The sequence below is a fragment of the Idiomarina sp. H2 genome, assembly GCF_004364275.1.
Taxonomy (GTDB): Bacteria; Pseudomonadota; Gammaproteobacteria; order Enterobacterales; family Alteromonadaceae; genus Idiomarina; species Idiomarina loihiensis.
Window position 1 is genome coordinate 371,703 of sequence record NZ_SNZY01000002.1, and the last position, 16,325, is coordinate 388,027.

Genomic DNA, 16,325 nt, shown 5'->3' on the forward strand with positions numbered 1-16,325 from the left:
TTTTTGTCGTTACAATAAGCTAATGTCATAAGGCTTATGCCAGCGATACTGAATTAAGGATCCATTAATATGAAGTTACGCGTTGTTATTCTGGCCGCAGGAAAAGGAACCCGCATGCGATCGGAGCTACCTAAGGTGCTGCATAAAGTGGCTAATAAACCTATGGTAGAGCATGTTATTGATACTGCCAGGTCATTAAAGCCCGATGCCATTAATTTAATTTACGGCCATGGCGGCGATCAGCTTAAACAAGCGATTGCAGGTGAAGACTTAACCTGGGTTGAACAACGCGAACAACTGGGTACAGGCCATGCGGTTCAGCAGGTCATTCCACACCTGAAAAGCAGTGAAAAAGTCATTATTTTATATGGTGACGTGCCGTTGCTGACCGAATCCACCTTAATTAAACTGGTAACCGCCAGCGCAGACACCTCGCTTGGTCTGCTGACTATGACACTTGCCGAGCCTACAGGTTATGGTCGTATTGTGCGTAATGAACGCCGCAGTGTAACCGGTATTGTTGAGCAAAAGGATGCCAACGCGCAGCAGTTGGCTATAGAGGAAGTAAACACCGGCATTATGATTGCCGACAGCGATAAACTTAAAAGCTGGCTTGAACAACTGAGCAATGACAACGCACAAAAAGAATATTACCTGACCGATATTGTGGCAATGGCCGCGCAGGAAGGGGTTAATATTGCCACTGCACAGCCTGACAACGCGCAGGAAGTGGAAGGTGCCAATAACCGTCAGCAATTAGCCTCTTTAGAGAGAGCACTGCAGCAGCGTCAGGCTGAAGAGCTCATGACCCAGGGCGTCACCTTAATTGACCCTGCCCGCTTCGATTGTCGCGGTAAACTGAGTGCCGGCAGTGATGTCACTATTGATATTAATGCAGTGTTTGAAGGCAACGTGGTTCTGGGTGACCGGGTTGTCATTGAACCAAACTGTGTCATAAAGAACTCTGTTATTGGTGATGACACCGTTATTCGCGCGAACTCCCATATTGAAGACGCAAAAGTGGCGAAAGGCTGTAAAGTCGGTCCTTTTGCGCGTTTGCGCCCTGGTGCGGAACTTGCGGATGAAGCGCAGGTCGGAAACTTTGTCGAGATGAAAAAAAGCCGCCTGGGTAAAGGTTCTAAAGCCAGCCATTTAACCTATTTGGGCGACACCCAGGTGGGTGAATACGCAAATATTGGTGCAGGTACCATTACCTGCAATTACGATGGTGTGAATAAAGCGCTTACAGAAATTGGTGACGGCGCTTTTATTGGTTCAAACAGCTCTCTGGTTGCGCCTGTCTCCATTGGTAAAAATGCAACCGTCGGTGCCGGCTCGGTCATAACCCGGGCGGTAGCAGATGACGAACTGGCTGTAGCCCGGGGCAAGCAGCGTAATATCAGCGGATGGCAACGTCCACAGTCGAAAAAAGGAAGTTAACTTATGTGCGGTATTGTAGGCGCGACGTCTGAACGTCGAGTAACAGGTATTTTGCTGGAAGGCTTAAAACGACTGGAGTACCGGGGGTATGACTCGGCGGGTGTGGCTGTTATCGACGCTGATAATCACCTTAAAAGCGTACGCCGTACCGGTAAGGTGCAGGAATTAAAAGACGCCATAGACCAGAACCCCTTAGACGGCACTATTGGTATTGCCCATACACGTTGGGCAACGCATGGCGGGGTTACGGAAGCGAACGCCCACCCGCACCGTTCAGAAGACGAAATTGCCGTAGTGCATAATGGCATTATCGAAAACCACGAACGCCTACGCGAAGAGCTGCAAGCCGAAGGTTATGTCTTTAATTCGCAGACTGACACCGAAGTAATCGCTCACTTAATTCATCATGAGCGTAAAACTCATGGCGACTTACTGGCTGCCGTTAAATCAGCAGTACGTCAGCTGGAAGGTGCTTACGGCACCGTGGTTATGGATACAAAGTACCCGGAACGTTTAGTGGTTGCCCGTTCTGGCAGCCCTCTGGTTATTGGTGTGGGTATTGGCGAGAACTTTGTTGCCTCTGATCAGCTCGCTTTATTGCCAGTAACCCGTCAGTTTATTTACCTGGAAGAAGGTGATGTTGCAGACATTAACCGTACTGAAATCGACATTTATGACTCTGAAGGTAACGCGGTAGAGCGCGAAGTTGTTGAATCTGACGTAAGCTACGATGCGGGTGGTAAAGGCCAGTATCGCCACTTTATGCTGAAAGAAATTTACGAGCAGCCTATTGCCGTGCGTAACACGCTGGAAGGTCGTTTGTCTGAAACTACCGTGTTGGATAACGCTTTTGGCGAGAATGCCGCTGACATTCTAAAAGACATTGAGCATGTTCAGATAGTCGCTTGTGGCACCAGTTACCATGCGGGCATGGTGGCGCGCTATTGGCTGGAGTCTATGGCAAATGTGTCGTGCAATGTTGAAATTGCCTCGGAGTTTCGTTACCGCAAGTCCTATGTTCACCCGAACAGTTTGTTGGTGACTATTTCACAAAGCGGTGAAACGGCAGACACTCTAGCGGCACTGCGCTTGTCCAAAAAGCTTGGCTATAAAGGCAGTCTGACCATTTGTAATGTAGGCTCCTCGTCTATGGTGCGCGAATCCGACCTGGCCTTTTTAACCCGTGCCGGTGCAGAAATTGGTGTGGCGTCGACCAAAGCCTTTACCACTCAGTTAACCGGCCTGCTTATGCTGACCTTAGGCATTGGCAAATATCGTGGTATGCCAGAGCAGCAGCAAGAAGCCGTTGTTCATGCCCTACAGGCGTTGCCAACTAAGCTGGAAGAAGCGGTGTCCTTAGCCGATGAAATTGAAGAGTTAGCGCAGGACTTTGCGAACAAAGAGCACAGCCTGTTCCTGGGGCGTGGTAACCAATACCCCATTGCTATGGAAGGCGCATTAAAACTGAAAGAAATTTCATACATTCATGCCGAAGCCTATGCCGCCGGTGAGTTAAAACACGGCCCGTTAGCGCTTATTGATGAAGAAATGCCGGTTATTGTCGTGGCACCGAACAATGACTTGTTGGAAAAATTAAAGTCAAACGTTGAAGAAGTGCGCGCCCGCGGCGGTCTGATGTACGTTTTTGCCGACAAAAACGCCCGCTTCAAAGGCGATGACTCGTTAACCGTACTTAACGTCTGCCATTGCGACGAAGTGATAGCGCCTATTGTCTATACCGTTCCATTACAGCTGCTGTCCTATTACGTAGCCTTGATAAAAGGTACGGATGTGGACCAGCCCAGGAACCTGGCCAAGTCAGTTACTGTGGAATAAGAAAGGGCCGAAAGGCCCTTTTTTGTTAAGGTAGTCCTTGAGGGAGTAACAATTTAACAAGGAAAATTTATGAAAAAAGATACTCTGAGCAGTATTGTAATTTTAGTAGGATTAATTCTTTCTGGGACAGCTACGCTTAATTTGTACTATGAAATTCCATTATGGGTTCTGATGTTTGTTGTGATTTTGGGTTTGCTCGTTTTTATCTACGTATTCCTGAAATCAAAAGACCAAGAAGATTAAACTTCAAATTATTCAGGTTTTTATAAAAAGCTATGTGAAGTCATTCACGCTACTTAACTACTCTAAAGTAAAATGAATTTTTGCACGGCACCGACTAAATTAAGTTCCTGGCAGAGATGTGCGAATAGAGTTGCCGCCCACCCGACAAAGCCTGATAATCCCCGAGTGATCACTTAAGGAATTACTCCAATGTTTAACCGAAACTGGACTGCTGTAAGTTTATTGGTTTTAGCCTGTTCGCAATTGACCGCCTGTAACTCCGATTCGTCGTCAGAAAATACGGATAATGGGGAATCTGGCATATGGCAACCCAAGCCAGGAACAAGCTGGCATTGGCAGCTCGAGAACTACGACAACCTGGATATAAACAAGGATGTCGAGGTGTTCGATATCGACTTATTTGAAGGTTCAGAGGGTGGTGACGAAAGCATCATCAGTTCATTAAAGGCCAACGGTAAACAAGTTATTTGTTATTTCAGTGCCGGAACCCGAGAAGACTGGCGGACCGATGCCAGTGAGTTCTCGGAAGATGCGGTTATTGCCGATGGTGAAATGGCGGACTGGCCGGGTGAAGTATGGCTAGATATAAATAATGAGGCTGTCCTGAATGAAAATATCAAACCTATTATGGAAGCGCGCCTGGACTTAGCTCAATCTGCAGGTTGTGATGCGGTTGAACCCGACAATGTCGACGGCTATATCAACACTGACGAGACAAAAGGCATTATCACTTACGATGATCAGCTAAACTACAATAAATGGTTAGCAAATGCCGCACATTCGCGGGGCTTAAGCATTGGTTTAAAGAACGATGTAGACCAACTGAATGAGCTGGTTAATGACTTTGATTTTGCTGTAAACGAACAGTGTTATGCCTACGGAAATGAATGTGTCAGTTACGAAGACACTTTCCTGAAAAATAACAAAGCGGTGTTCGTACAAGAATACTATGAAGACGGCTCTGAGGGTGAAATTAGTCAGCAGGAGTTCGAAAGTAATGCCTGTTCTTACTTCCTTGATGTTGAGATTTCCGCTTTATGGAAAGAGGGTTTTAACCTGGATGGGGAAAACGTTCTAAATTGCGGCGAATAAAGCGTTAAAGAAAAGGTCAGTTTCCTTGGTTTGGATCAATTTTGGACAGGCTTAACGTAAGCTACTATTTTGAATGTAGTCATACTTTTATTTTAATAGCCTGAATTCTAAAATAATTTGACCAGACCAAGGAGCCAGCATGGAGAATTTTCTATCGCTATGGGGTGAGTCGGCCTATACCAGCCTGGGGTTTTTCTGGATGGCGTTGTGGGCGTTTGTATTAGGTTATTTGATCAGTAGCTTAATCCAAGTGCTTATCACTAAACGTCGAATGCGTAAGGCTATGGGCGGCAATGACTTGAAGTCTGTGTCGCTGGGTACCTTCTTTGGCTTTATCTCCAGTTCCTGCAGTTTTGCTGCGCTATCAACCACCCGGGCTTTGTTTAACAAAGGGGCTGCGTTCAGTGCTTCAATGGCGTTTATGCTGGCCTCCACGAATCTGGTTATTGAACTGGGTTTTGTTATTTCTATTTTCCTTGGTTGGCAGTTTGTAGTTGGTGAATACGTTGGCGGGTTGTTGCTAATTCTATTCGTCTGGCTCTTTATTACGCTAACCAACCCTAAAAACCTAATTAAGAATGCGCGAAAAGAAGACGAAGAGGACGACGAACATCAACACGAGAGCACATTATCGGATCTTTTCAGTAAGGATACCTGGCAGAAAGTTGGCCAAAAGTACGTAATGGAATGGCAGATGGTCTGGAAAGACGTACTTATTGGTTTTACGGTAGCTGGCGTTATTTCCGCCTTTGTACCTAGTGCGTTTTTTGAATGGTTGTTTATTGGCGTGGGTACAGAGGGTGACCCGGGTTTCTGGTCGTTACTTCAACAAACGGTAGTGGGTCCGGTGGCTGCATTTTTCACCTTTATTGGTTCTATGGGCAACATTCCATTAGCGGCCGTTTTGTTTGGTGAAGGTGTGGCCTTTGCCGGGGTTATGGCGTTTATTTTCTCCGACTTAATTGTACTGCCGGTGGTTAAAATTAATGCGCGTTATTATGGCTGGAAAATGGCACTGTATATTACCTTAATGCTATTTACCTGCCTGGTAGCGGCGTCTTTAGCTATGCATTATGGTTTACTGGCATTTGATTTACTACCGGATGCCTCGCAGTGGTCCTCTCCGGCTGAACAACAGCACTTTAAGCTGGATTATGGCTTTGTTCTGAACCTTATTTTCTTACTGCTGAGCGTGGTTATGGTTGTGCTTTGGCGGCAGAAGCAAAAAGAACACGAACACCACCATCATCATGACCATGGCGACTCTTCTTCGTTGAGCGACAAGGTCATGAATGGACTGTGCGGTATCAGTGTCCTCTGGTTATTAGGCGGAATGGGCTTTTATCTTACAAGTAGCGCCGGTTAGTCCTGACCGGCGCAGTGCTCGTGCTTTAAATGAAAAAAGTGACCACTAATTAAGGTAAGCGAGCCAATAATAGTGAGTAAGATTTCAATTGGGTCATGAAAAAACTGGGCGATAACGACCGCTAAACAACCAAGCGGCAGTAGTACCCGACTGAGCTTCGCCTGCGGGTTTTTCCAGGCATAATACCCCTGAAATATCGCCATGGTTAACACCGGCAGCAATAATAGCCGGTGGAACAAAGGCGTTTCCAGAACACTCGCTAACGAGTTTGTCCCCAGAAAAATAAGCAGTATTGGCGTTGCCAGACAATGGACAAAACACAGGCCAGAGAAAAACATACCGAGGCGGTCACTCATTCCTTTCTCCTTAACCATCATAAATATTTCACCCAGGCTTTATTGCTGCGACGTTTGTATCGGTTAAACACTTGCGTTGGCTTATACAGTAAGGCGGCCAGTACAATGGTGGTTAACCACACCCAATAAATGTTGGGCAGACTCATAAAGCCTTCCTCCGGCGCCCCTAAAACTGCAGTAGCCAGAGTATAAAGCAGCAATAAAACGTAAAGGTGGACTATGTAGAAAAACATGGGTGCGCCACCGAAAGCGGTCAGAACTTCCGTCCACTTTCCTTGTAAGCGCTCCATTAGGTAAAGCATGGCAAACATGCCGGCAAAGGTTATTTGCAGAAAATTCAGCGATGGCGGGTACTTGGTCACATTGAATATAGCCCGCGCGGTGGCGGCTAAACTCTCTTGCTGAGACCATGCCTGTGTCTCGCCGTAGATATTAAAACCACGCAGCAACAGAAAGCCGGCGAGGCAAAACGTCGCTAGCCCTAATAACCAATAGGCTCTGCGCTCAGATGAGAAGGATTTGGAATACAAATGTCCGGCCGCATAACCCAGCAAAATAACGCCTATCCACGGCAGTAACGGGTAGCTGGCTCGTATTGATAATGCGTCGGACTGTAAAATATAGCCGCGGTCATGAAGAATGGTCCAGGCTGTATAGCCCCACTCACCCGGTTTAAGGTGGATAAAGTCCAACGCGTTATGCCCGGCAACAATAAGCAGACCCAACACAAACAGAAGCCGGTACGGTAAATTAACGCAGGCACCCAGAATGAGCATGCACAGACCAATAACCCATATTACTTGCAGGTACAGTGTTTCGTAGGCCCCAAACCATGAAAAGTTAATGACCGTAAGTTCTAATATCACCAGGAACAGTCCGCGCTTCCATAAAAACTCACGGGCGACACTGGGCGAACCGTCATGCTTTTGCTGATACAGCCAGGCTGAAAGGCCGGTTAGAAACACAAATATGGGTGCACAAAAATGCGCGGCAAAACGGCTCCAGAATAAACCGGGTTCCGTAGCTTCCAGCATCATCGGGTCCGCAACCGGGTGGTTATAAAAAAACCGTTCCCGTACGTGGTCCAGCAACATCAATATAATGACCAGCCCACGCAACGCATCAATACTGTTAATTCTTTGCGTTATAGTTTTAGAATTCATAAGTCAGGCTCACTGAAAACTGTCTTGGGGCTCCCGGTGTTGTCCAAAGCGCAGAATACGCGTTCGACATGTAATACTCGTCAAAAAGGTTATCGACGTTTATCTGTAATTCAGTGTTGTCGGTTAACCGGTGTGTATAAAACAAATCGAATACCTGATAACTGGGCAGACGATACGACTGATCGACCGTAGCGCCTAAACGGTCATCCACATAGCGAGCAGTAAGCCCTATATCAGCATTAATTTGCCAGTGTCTGAGGTCGTGTTTAACCATGGCGTTAAAGGTATTCTGAGGAATATTTACCAGGTCACTGCCGGCAGGAACATTGACGCCCCAGTCGTAAACGGTAATATCATTTTTTGTTTCACTGTCTATGTAGCTGTAGGCAACCCGTAAGTCGGTGTAACTGCTCAGCGACATGCCCCCTTCTATTTCAAACCCTCTGCTGGTTGCAGCGCCGAGCGTGGCCGGATAGCCTGGGTGAACCGGGTCATCCGTAAGAATGTTGGTTTTGGTGGCATCGAAAACAGCAGCGTTTAACCGAAAGCCTTTAGCGGAATATTTCATGCCCAGTTCTACTGAGTCGCTCTCTTCTGGCTTAAACCCCTGACCTTCGAAGTCGGTGCCGCTAATAGGAACAAAGCCTTCTGAATAACTGGCATAAAGGGTTAAGTTATCCGTTGGCAGGTAGCTCAGTGCAACGCGCGGGCTAATCCGGCTTTCATCCTGTTCAGATTCAGTACCTGACACCAGCTCTAAGGTTTCTTGCGTGTACTGATCCAGCCTTAATCCCAGTAGCAGGTGCCACTGGTCATTAAGCTCAAGCTGATCCTGCACGTACAAACCGAAGCCTTTTTGATTCTCATCGTTAATGTACTGGGTCTGAAGTTCGGGTTTAGCGGCGCCATACTGAGGGTTAAAAATATCCAGCTCGTAAGTACCTGGCTCCGGACGGACACGGTCTAATAAAGTGTATAAGTCATAACGGTATGCGTCGGTTCCCATCAGTAAGTGATGGGTCATGCCGAACAACTCTGCGTTACCGCTTAATTCGAGTCTTAATGATAAATCATCGGAATCGTAGTCACGACGACGGTGCTGACGGGTTAGAGTGCGACCGTCTTCAAATAATTTTTGGCGCGAGCCGGAAAGTTCGGCATCCGACGAGTAGCCGTCTAACTTTGTGCTTCTGGCATTAATACCACCGGTTAAAAACCAGTCATTTTGCAGGTAGTGCTCAAAGGTTAACTGGTGGCCTTGTGAAATGATTTTAGTCGGATCATCGCTTGGTTCGCCCAGAAAGCGGTCTCTTGGCACGGTTCTAATATTGTTATCTAAAACCACTATGCCGCGGTCAAACAGCTGCTCCTGTTGCATGAACTCAAACGAATAAAGTATGGAGGTGTTTTTATCCAGTTGCCAGCGCAGCGACGGGTTAATAACCTTTTTCTTACTGCTGACATGATCGCGGAAACTGTCGTCATCCTGTATTGCACCGTTTATCCGCATGGCGAGGCTATCGCTAAGACCGCTGGTGTAGTCTCCTTCAAGACGATAGTGGTCATCGCTGCCAAGGGAGGTCTTTAAGTAACCTTCCGGCGCGTATTGTGGTTTACGAGTAACTACATTAATTACCCCTCCCGGATCCGAACGGCCATACAAAGCAGAGCCCGGGCCTTTCAGAACTTCTACGTACTCAATATTGGAAACGTCCCGATGCCCACCGAACCCGCGACCACTGGAAAAACCATTAACTAAATAACCGGTCGGTACATTTTCGTTGCCCGGGAACCCGCGCATAGAGTAGCTGTCCCATAAGTTACCGCCGTCGTTTTGCAAAGCAATTGACGGAGAAAACAGCAAAACATCGCGAAAACGGGAGATATTAATATCATCGACCAGACTACGGTCCAGTGTTGTAATTGCCTGAGGAATTTCCGAAACAGGAACATCTCCGCGGTAAGCCTGACGGTAATTAACTTCTATGTGCTCGAAGGATTCCCGTTCTTGCGCAAACGAGCCCATACTTATGATAGAGAGTAAACTTAAGGTAACTGTTTGGTATTTCATGGGTCCAAGACAACTCAGTTATTGTGTTTAAGTGTAATGTTATATTATAACAATAAATCTCTGATGTCGAATTCTGACTCGCTTAGTATTAAGATGAATGGGTACTAACATTGGTAATAAGGAGCTTTATGCACCATCACCATCATCACCACGAGAGCTCATCGGAGCGAATTGGTTGGGCGTTTTTCCTTAATCTGTGCTTTACCGTTATTGAATTTATCGGTGGAGTATTAACCAATAGTACAGCCATTTTAGCGGACGCTGTGCACGATCTGGGTGACAGCATTTCTATTGGTATGGCCTGGCTGCTGGATAAATTCAGCCGTAAAGATGCCACGCAGACTTTTACTTACGGCTATCAACGCTTATCTTTGGTTGGCGCTTTTATTAACGCGGTTGTACTGACTGCTGGCTCAATCTGGATTTTATTTGAAGCCATTCCGCGTCTATGGGACCCGGTAATGCCAATGGCGGAGGGTATGGCGTTACTGGCGGTATTCGGCGTTATTGTAAATGGTTATGCGGCGTTTAAATTGTCTCATGGTAAATCGTTAAACGAACGCGTACTTAACTGGCACTTATTAGAGGATGTTCTGGGCTGGGTTGCGGTTCTAATTGTGTCGATTATTTTAATCTTTGTCGACTGGCCTATTCTCGATCCTCTGTTGTCTATTGGCTTCACTTTGTTCATTCTGGTTAACGTTCTTCGTCACTTGGGTTCTACCGTTAAGCTCTTTGTTCAGGCCTCTCCAGACCCTGAAGTGTACCGGAAAATACGTGAACAACTGACCTCGCTGGAACTGGTTGATGACGCCCATCATTTGCATTTTTGGTCACTGGATGGCGAGCGTCATGTATTAACCGCGCATATTGTGGTATCAAAAGAACTGGAATGTTCAGAGCGCGCACTTTTAAAGCAGCAAATATCACAGCAGCTGGCAGCGTTTGAATTAGCTCATACCACCATTGAACTGGAATACCCTGACGAAGCTTGTCGAGACCATTAACAGGAGAAGATCATGGAATTGTTCGGAAGTTATACCTCGCCGTTCGTAAGACATTGCCGTATTGCTTTGCTTGAGACCAAGACAAAGTTTTCATTTACCGAAACGGATTTTGAAACCAGTGCCAAATTAAGCCCTGCGAAAAAGGTTCCCTTTCTTCACCACAATGACCTGCGTTTGCATGACTCTACCAGCATTCTCAAATACGTAAGGGACAAGGCGGATGAGCGTTTCTTTGCCGATGTAAAAGATTTTGATCAGTATTGCCTGGTTAATACGGCGATGGACTCGGCAATTAACGTGTTTTTGCTGGAAAGAGAAGGCGTAACGGCGGACAGTGTTAAGTATATTAAGCGCCAGCAGCAGCGTATTGATGACATACTGCAGTTAATGGAAGATAAAGAACATGCGGTGGCGTATGAAGGTCCGCACCCTTTTAGTGATGGTGAACTGAGGTTGGGTTGTTTCTTAAGCTGGGGGCTTTTCCGTGAGCGTTTTAATTTGGATAAGTATCCGCGACTTCAGGCTTTTGTCGATAAGTTAAACGACTATCCTTATTTCGCGGATACTGATCCTGGCCGCTCTTAAATATCTTTAATGGCGCGGCTGCGTTCGGGGATTTCCTCGTTCAGCAGCCGGTCATTTTGTGAATAATCCACGGGTACATCAATAAGGTGTACGCCGGGTTTGTTCAGGCAGTCTTTTAACAGCGGTATCAGGTTTTCGGTTTTATCTAAGCGGTAACCGTTAGCGCCATAAGACTCTGCATATTTCACAAAATCCGGGTTATCGAAATCTAAGCCGTAGTCGCTCAGTTTCATATGCTGCTGTTTCCACTTGATCATGCCATAGCCACTGTCGTTTAAGATAACGACAACAATATCCAGCCCCATGCGCACAGCGGTTTCAAGCTCCTGAGAGTTCATCATAAAACCGCCGTCACCGCATATTGCCATGACTTTCTTTTCCGGGTTAACCAGCTTCGCGGCCATGGCCGATGGTAAGCCTGCACCCATTGAGGCAAGGGCATTATCCAGTAGTACCGTATTTGGCTGACGAGCCGGGTAATTACGTGCAAACCAAATTTTGTAGATGCCGTTATCCAGTGCAATGACACCGTCATCTGGCATAGCTTCACGCACATCTTCTACCAGACGCTGGGGTAACACCGGAAAGCTGCCGTCATGAGCGCCTTCATCGGTATGGTCGCGCATGTGATCGCGAACTTTCAGCATAAAGTCGAAATCCCAGTGACTTTGCGGCTCAATCCCTTCTTTTAACTGCCAGATACTGTTACCAATATCGCCGATCATGCTGGCATGAGGAAAGTAAACCGAATCAACCTGGGCACCCTGAAAGTTAATGTGCACCACTTTACGGTTGTCGTTGTCGCCGGTTTTCATCATAAAGGGAGGCTTTTCCACCACGTCGTGACCGACATTAAGAATCAGGTCAGATTTTTCGATGGCGCGGTGCGGGTAATCGCCGTCGGAAACCGCCGCATTACCAAGCCAGCGTGGGTGGTCTTCGTTAATAACGCCCTTACCCATTTGCGTGGTAATAAAAGGAATACCGGTTTTATCGACAAATGCGCGCAGCATTTTGGCTGTAATTTTCCGATTGGCCGCAGCCCCTATCAACAGTACCGGGTGTTTTGCTTCGCGCAGTAGTTCCAGCACGTGGCGGACCGATTTATGCTCGGTAATAGGGCGGCGCGAATGACTGGCTTCTATAGGAAGGCTGCTGACCTCTTCGCGACTGATATCATCTGAGAGCTCCAGGTGAGAAGCGCCGGGGCGTTCATCTTCAGCGCGGCGAAAAGCCTCACGGATGTGCGCCGGAATACTGCTGGCGCTAATAATCGCCTGAGTGTATTTGGTAATGGGAGTCATCATGTCGACTACATCAATGATCTGGAATTGACCCTGATGACGTTCCTTTATGGGTTTTTGTCCAGTAATGACAACCATAGGCATAGCGCCGAGTTGCGCGTAGGCCACCGGTGTAACCAAGTTGGTTGCCCCCGGGCCTAAGGTGGAAAGGCACACCCCGGGTTTGCCGGTCAGGCGACCATAAGTGGCGGCCATGAAACCTGCGCCCTGTTCGTGGCGGGTTAAAATTAGCTCAATGCTGGATTTTGAGAGCGACTCAAGTAAGTCCAGGTTTTCTTCGCCGGGAATGCCGAAAATGTACTTCACACCCTCGTTTTCAAGTGCTTTTACGAATAAATCGGATGCTTTCACTTCGCTTTCTCCTTGCGTTAAAGAATATTCTTCTAGTTAGGCCTACGTAAAGCATAGGAGAGATGATCAAAAAAGGCAGCCAAAAGGCTGCCTTCTTAAGCGACAATCGAGTAAATCGATTAAGAGTTTTCGTCACCAGTCAGCTCTTCTAAGCGACCACGAAGCTCTTCGTCGTTTTGCGCCTGCTGAATAATCATGTTGTACTCTTGCGGAGTCAGACCCGCGTTTTCAACTGCTGCAATCATTTCTTCCTGTGCAGATTGTTGAATCTCACGCGCTTCTTCCTGATTTTCAGCTTGCTGGAACTGGTCGCGGTATTTTTCAGTAACGCCCTGAACATCTTCCATAGCGGTTACAAACTTAACCAGCATGCCTTCAGAAATTTCCTGAGTTTGCTGCTGTTGCTGCGCCATTGGATCTTGAGCTTGTTGCTCTTGAGCCATTGCTGCTGTGCTACCCAGTGCGAATACTGTTGCTAATGCGATAATTGTCTTTTGCATGATAATCTCCTAGATGAATTTATCAGTTTTACTTACGCTCTAACTAAAGCGAAGACTGTGCCAACTTTTCAATTAACTGATTTTTATAGCTTTTTGTTCTTGCGAAGTTTGCGCCGAGAAAACCAACTAAAAAATGTGTATCCTTAGTACACAGTTAAAGGAGGTCGTGTGACAAAAAGATACAGTTGGCCACTATCCAGTCTGCAAAGGCGGCTTCTGGTTTATGTCGTTATGCCAATGTTATTGATTTCCGGTGTAGCAATAAGCGTTGGGTTACAGGTTGCCTCTGATGAGTCTAATGAGCGGCTAAAAAGTGACTTAGAACTTCTGGGGCGAGCCATTAGCCTGCCTATAAGCGACGCCTTGTTGAATAACGACTTGTCCACAGTACAGGCGAATCTGGATTCGGTGTTCAATATTGGTCGGGTTTATGGTGCATCGGTTTATAACGTGTATGGCCAGCAGGTAGCGGAAGCGGGCATTACTGAAACCGACTTAAGCAACAGTCAGTTAGCACTACAAACCGTTCAGACTGGAATAAAGCAAGACGATTACCGTCGGGTGGAAGGCCGCGATGTCTTCTCTCAATTCCTGCCTATTGTTGATCGCGGTGGTCGCATTATTGGTTTATTACAGATAAACCGGCGGGCTAGTGATTTTGATGAGTCTTTTGAAACCTTAAGCCAATACGCCTGGCTGAGCTGGGCGGCGTTCGGTTTAATTACTATTGCGGTGCTGGTTTTTGGTCATTATCGCGGTGTCGGTCGGCATGTGGTGGCACTTAAGGACGCCATGTTGCGGGTCGCTGAAGGGAACCGCAGTACGCGGGTTACACCTGCTGGCCCGTCAGAATTGCAGGAGGTTGCGCAGGGTTTCAACCGTATGCTCGATAGTATCACCGAGGCTGAACAAGAGCTGGAGCAGCGCCGAGAGCACGAGGCCTCTCTGCAGCAAGCTTTGCGAGAACAGGAAAAAATGGCGGCTATTGGGAGTGTCGCCAGTGGTGTTGCGCACGAGCTAGGTGCTCCGCTTACCGTTATTGACGGCCGCGCCAGCCGCTTATTACGCAACCATAAAGACGAAGACAGTCAGCGCCAGCTAAAAGCGGTAAGAGGCCAGGTGCAGCGGTTAACCGGGCTGGTAAACCAACTGTTGGCTTTCTCCCGTACGCCGGTACAGCAGCGCGAAACCATTTCTTTACGTGAGCTGATAGCAACAGCCATGACCAGCATAGAGTTTGAGCAGGATAAGGGGTCGGCCAAAGTGGTAATTAAGGAGCTTGTCGACGTTATTCTGAAAGTGGATATCAAGCGACTGGAACTGGCCTTGGTTAATGTTCTTCGCAATGGTTTGCAGGCCGCTGAATCGGAAGTTGTGGTGGCAGCTGAGTACGCCGGTGAAGGTGTCATTATCACCATTGATGACGACGGGGAAGGCCTGCCCGAGTCTATGAAAGATAAAGCCTTACAGCCTTTTGAAACCAATAAACCTCAGGGTAAAGGTACCGGACTTGGTTTAACCATAGTTAAACACGTATTGAATGATCATAACGGGGAGTTGTCTTTAGCCAATAACCCCAATGGTGGTTGTCGGGTCACCCTGAGTTTGCCCGCGCAATGCCTTCGGCAAGCCGTTATTAAAGGAGGTAGTGAATGACCGCAGCAAAAGCCATGATAGGTGTTATTGAGGATGATCCGGCTCTGCAGGAGCTATTGGTTGAAGAACTGGAGGCCGAAGGCTATAAAGTTATGGCCTGGGGAAGTGTTGAGGCCTTTAAAAAGTCGGTAACGCCATTGGATTTGGTTATCAGCGATATCCGCTTACCGGGGCTGTCCGGCCTGTCTTTACTGGAAAGTTTAAAAAATGAAGATAATTCGCCTGCGCTATTATTGATTACCGCTTTTGGTACGGTTGATCAGGCGGTTGATGCCCTAAAACAAGGAGCTGATGACTTTCTAACTAAGCCGCTGGATGTTGAGCATTTATTGCTTAGCGTAAAACGGATCTTAGAACATCGGTCACTGCAGCGGGAGCTTAAACGGTATCGTCAGCAACAAAAAGGCCCCGGGGGCTTAGTCGGACAAAGTCCGTCAATGCGTAAATTGTATGACCAGATAGAGCGCATTGCTCCGGCAGACGGCAGCGTGTTAATTACCGGTGAAAGCGGTACGGGTAAAGAGTTGGTGGCTAAGGCACTGCATCAGTTAAGTGACCGTGCTGAGCAAAGCTTTCAGGCAGTGAACTGTGCAGGCATTCCCGCCGATTTAATGGAAAGTGAATTCTTTGGTCACGCAGCCGGTGCGTTTACCGGTGCTCAGAAAAAACGTCAGGGTCTGCTTAAGCAGGCCGACGGTGGTACTTTGTTACTGGACGAAATTGGTGAAATGCCAATGGCGTTGCAGGCCAAACTGCTACGCGTCTTGCAGGAAGGCACGATTCGCGCCGTGGGCAGTGACGAAGAAGAAACAGTGAATGTCCGGATCCTGGCTGCAACGCACCAGGACTTAGAGCAACAGGTAGAGGATGGGCGCTTTCGGCAGGACTTATTTTACCGTCTGGAAACCTTTAGCTTAAGGGTGCCTCCTTTGCGCGAGCGCGGCGAAGACATAGAGCGCTTAGCTAATTACTTTCTACAGCAGTTGCAAAAAAACAGTGATAAAACGGTTCGCAGCATTTCTCCGGCTGCACTGGAACAACTTTATAGCTACCGCTTTCCGGGCAACGTACGAGAACTACAAAATGCTATTGAGCGTGCTTTTACCTTTTCCAGAGACGATAAGATAGCGGTTGAAGATTTACCGCAAAGAATTCTGGATAGTGAGCATGAACCCGACGTGGAATATGGCACGGAGTGGCCGACTCTGGATGAATATCAGAATCAGTACATTTGTAAGGTACTGGCGCATGCCGAAGGGAACAAATCTAAAGCGGCTGAAATTCTCGGGGTCACAAGACGCACCTTATACCGTTGGCTGGAACAGCATGGCGAGTGATCAAACACGCGTTTTATC

Annotated in this window: 14 protein-coding genes; 9 read left to right on the forward strand and 5 right to left on the reverse strand. The window is 47.4% G+C overall.

From position 1 onward, the window contains the following. Positions 1–69 precede the first annotated feature (69 nt). The 5 genes from glmU (at position 70) to DET62_RS03930 (ending at position 5,977) form a co-directional block, all read left to right on the forward strand. Entirely contained in the window at positions 70–1,440 is a 1,371-nt protein-coding gene (gene glmU / locus DET62_RS03915) for a bifunctional UDP-N-acetylglucosamine diphosphorylase/glucosamine-1-phosphate N-acetyltransferase GlmU (RefSeq protein ID WP_110012830.1), read from the forward strand. Between the two features lie 3 nt (positions 1,441–1,443). After that, complete coding sequence (gene glmS / locus DET62_RS03920; protein WP_110012829.1) at positions 1,444–3,276, forward strand: glutamine--fructose-6-phosphate transaminase (isomerizing); 1,833 nt, start codon at positions 1,444–1,446, stop codon at positions 3,274–3,276. A gap of 69 nt (positions 3,277–3,345) precedes the next feature. Then, complete coding sequence (locus DET62_RS14440) at positions 3,346–3,519, forward strand: hypothetical protein (RefSeq protein WP_166635814.1); 174 nt, start codon at positions 3,346–3,348, stop codon at positions 3,517–3,519. Between the two features lie 189 nt (positions 3,520–3,708). After that, positions 3,709–4,611 (forward strand): endo alpha-1,4 polygalactosaminidase, encoded by a 903-nt coding sequence (locus tag DET62_RS03925; RefSeq protein WP_110012828.1) that lies wholly within the window; start codon positions 3,709–3,711, stop codon positions 4,609–4,611. 139 nt (positions 4,612–4,750) lie between these two features. Beyond that, a complete protein-coding gene (locus tag DET62_RS03930) occupies positions 4,751–5,977 on the forward strand; it encodes a permease (RefSeq protein WP_110012827.1) in 1,227 nt (408 codons plus the stop codon). Here DET62_RS03930 and DET62_RS03935 read toward each other — a convergent pair. From DET62_RS03935 to DET62_RS03945, 3 genes are read right to left on the reverse strand one after another with little or no spacing between them, the layout of a single operon-like run. After that, a complete protein-coding gene (locus DET62_RS03935) occupies positions 5,974–6,333 on the reverse strand; it encodes a MerC domain-containing protein (protein ID WP_110012826.1) in 360 nt (119 codons plus the stop codon). The two genes, DET62_RS03930 and DET62_RS03935, sit on opposite strands and share 4 nt — an antisense overlap. Before the next feature lie 17 nt (positions 6,334–6,350). After that, positions 6,351–7,496 carry a heparan-alpha-glucosaminide N-acetyltransferase domain-containing protein gene (locus DET62_RS03940; protein ID WP_110012825.1) on the reverse strand — a complete coding sequence of 382 codons (1,146 nt, stop codon included), beginning with the start codon at positions 7,494–7,496 and terminating at the stop codon, positions 6,351–6,353. Next, a complete protein-coding gene (locus tag DET62_RS03945; RefSeq protein WP_110012824.1) occupies positions 7,486–9,567 on the reverse strand; it encodes a TonB-dependent siderophore receptor in 2,082 nt (693 codons plus the stop codon). The genes DET62_RS03940 and DET62_RS03945 overlap by 11 nt, the downstream gene beginning before the upstream one ends. 128 nt (positions 9,568–9,695) lie before the next feature. Between DET62_RS03945 and DET62_RS03950 the strand changes: the two genes are divergently transcribed. Both DET62_RS03950 and DET62_RS03955 read left to right on the forward strand, forming a co-directional pair. Next, the gene (locus DET62_RS03950; RefSeq protein ID WP_110012823.1) at positions 9,696–10,574 is read left to right on the forward strand and encodes a cation diffusion facilitator family transporter; all 879 of its coding nucleotides are present in this window, start codon (positions 9,696–9,698) and stop codon (positions 10,572–10,574) included. Positions 10,575–10,586: 12 nt separating this feature from the next. Beyond that, a complete protein-coding gene (locus DET62_RS03955; RefSeq protein WP_110012822.1) occupies positions 10,587–11,159 on the forward strand; it encodes a glutathione S-transferase family protein in 573 nt (190 codons plus the stop codon). Here DET62_RS03955 and DET62_RS03960 read toward each other — a convergent pair. Both DET62_RS03960 and DET62_RS03965 read right to left on the reverse strand, forming a co-directional pair. Continuing rightward, on the reverse strand, positions 11,156–12,814 hold the full coding sequence (locus tag DET62_RS03960) for an acetolactate synthase large subunit (protein WP_110012821.1): 1,659 nt from the start codon (positions 12,812–12,814) through the stop codon (positions 11,156–11,158). The genes DET62_RS03955 and DET62_RS03960 overlap by 4 nt on opposite strands. A gap of 119 nt (positions 12,815–12,933) precedes the next feature. Beyond that, positions 12,934–13,314, reverse strand: a complete 381-nt coding sequence (locus DET62_RS03965) for a DUF4168 domain-containing protein (protein WP_110012820.1) — start codon at positions 13,312–13,314, stop codon at positions 12,934–12,936. A gap of 168 nt (positions 13,315–13,482) precedes the next feature. On the opposite strand from DET62_RS03965, the gene DET62_RS03970 reads away from it, so the two are divergent. Next, on the forward strand, positions 13,483–14,970 hold the full coding sequence (locus DET62_RS03970) for a HAMP domain-containing sensor histidine kinase (RefSeq protein WP_243734828.1): 1,488 nt from the start codon (positions 13,483–13,485) through the stop codon (positions 14,968–14,970). Then, entirely contained in the window at positions 14,967–16,307 is a 1,341-nt protein-coding gene (locus tag DET62_RS03975) for a sigma-54 dependent transcriptional regulator (protein ID WP_110012818.1), read from the forward strand. The genes DET62_RS03970 and DET62_RS03975 overlap by 4 nt, the downstream gene beginning before the upstream one ends. The last annotated feature ends 18 nt before the right edge of the window (positions 16,308–16,325 follow it).

Excerpts from the sequence above, each read along its gene's own strand:
- glmU (WP_110012830.1), top strand. The coding sequence starts at position 70 with ATGAAGTTACGCGTTGTTATTCTGGCCGCAGGAAAAGGAACCCGCATG.
- glmS (WP_110012829.1), top strand. The coding sequence starts at position 1,444 with ATGTGCGGTATTGTAGGCGCGACGTCTGAACGTCGAGTAACAGGTATT.
- DET62_RS14440 (WP_166635814.1), top strand. The coding sequence starts at position 3,346 with ATGAAAAAAGATACTCTGAGCAGTATTGTAATTTTAGTAGGATTAATT.
- DET62_RS03925 (WP_110012828.1), top strand. The coding sequence starts at position 3,709 with ATGTTTAACCGAAACTGGACTGCTGTAAGTTTATTGGTTTTAGCCTGT.
- DET62_RS03930 (WP_110012827.1), top strand. The coding sequence starts at position 4,751 with ATGGAGAATTTTCTATCGCTATGGGGTGAGTCGGCCTATACCAGCCTG.
- DET62_RS03935 (WP_110012826.1), bottom strand. The coding sequence starts at position 6,333 with ATGAGTGACCGCCTCGGTATGTTTTTCTCTGGCCTGTGTTTTGTCCAT.
- DET62_RS03940 (WP_110012825.1), bottom strand. The coding sequence starts at position 7,496 with ATGAATTCTAAAACTATAACGCAAAGAATTAACAGTATTGATGCGTTG.
- DET62_RS03945 (WP_110012824.1), bottom strand. The coding sequence starts at position 9,567 with ATGAAATACCAAACAGTTACCTTAAGTTTACTCTCTATCATAAGTATG.
- DET62_RS03950 (WP_110012823.1), top strand. The coding sequence starts at position 9,696 with ATGCACCATCACCATCATCACCACGAGAGCTCATCGGAGCGAATTGGT.
- DET62_RS03955 (WP_110012822.1), top strand. The coding sequence starts at position 10,587 with ATGGAATTGTTCGGAAGTTATACCTCGCCGTTCGTAAGACATTGCCGT.
- DET62_RS03965 (WP_110012820.1), bottom strand. The coding sequence starts at position 13,314 with ATGCAAAAGACAATTATCGCATTAGCAACAGTATTCGCACTGGGTAGC.
- DET62_RS03975 (WP_110012818.1), top strand. The coding sequence starts at position 14,967 with ATGACCGCAGCAAAAGCCATGATAGGTGTTATTGAGGATGATCCGGCT.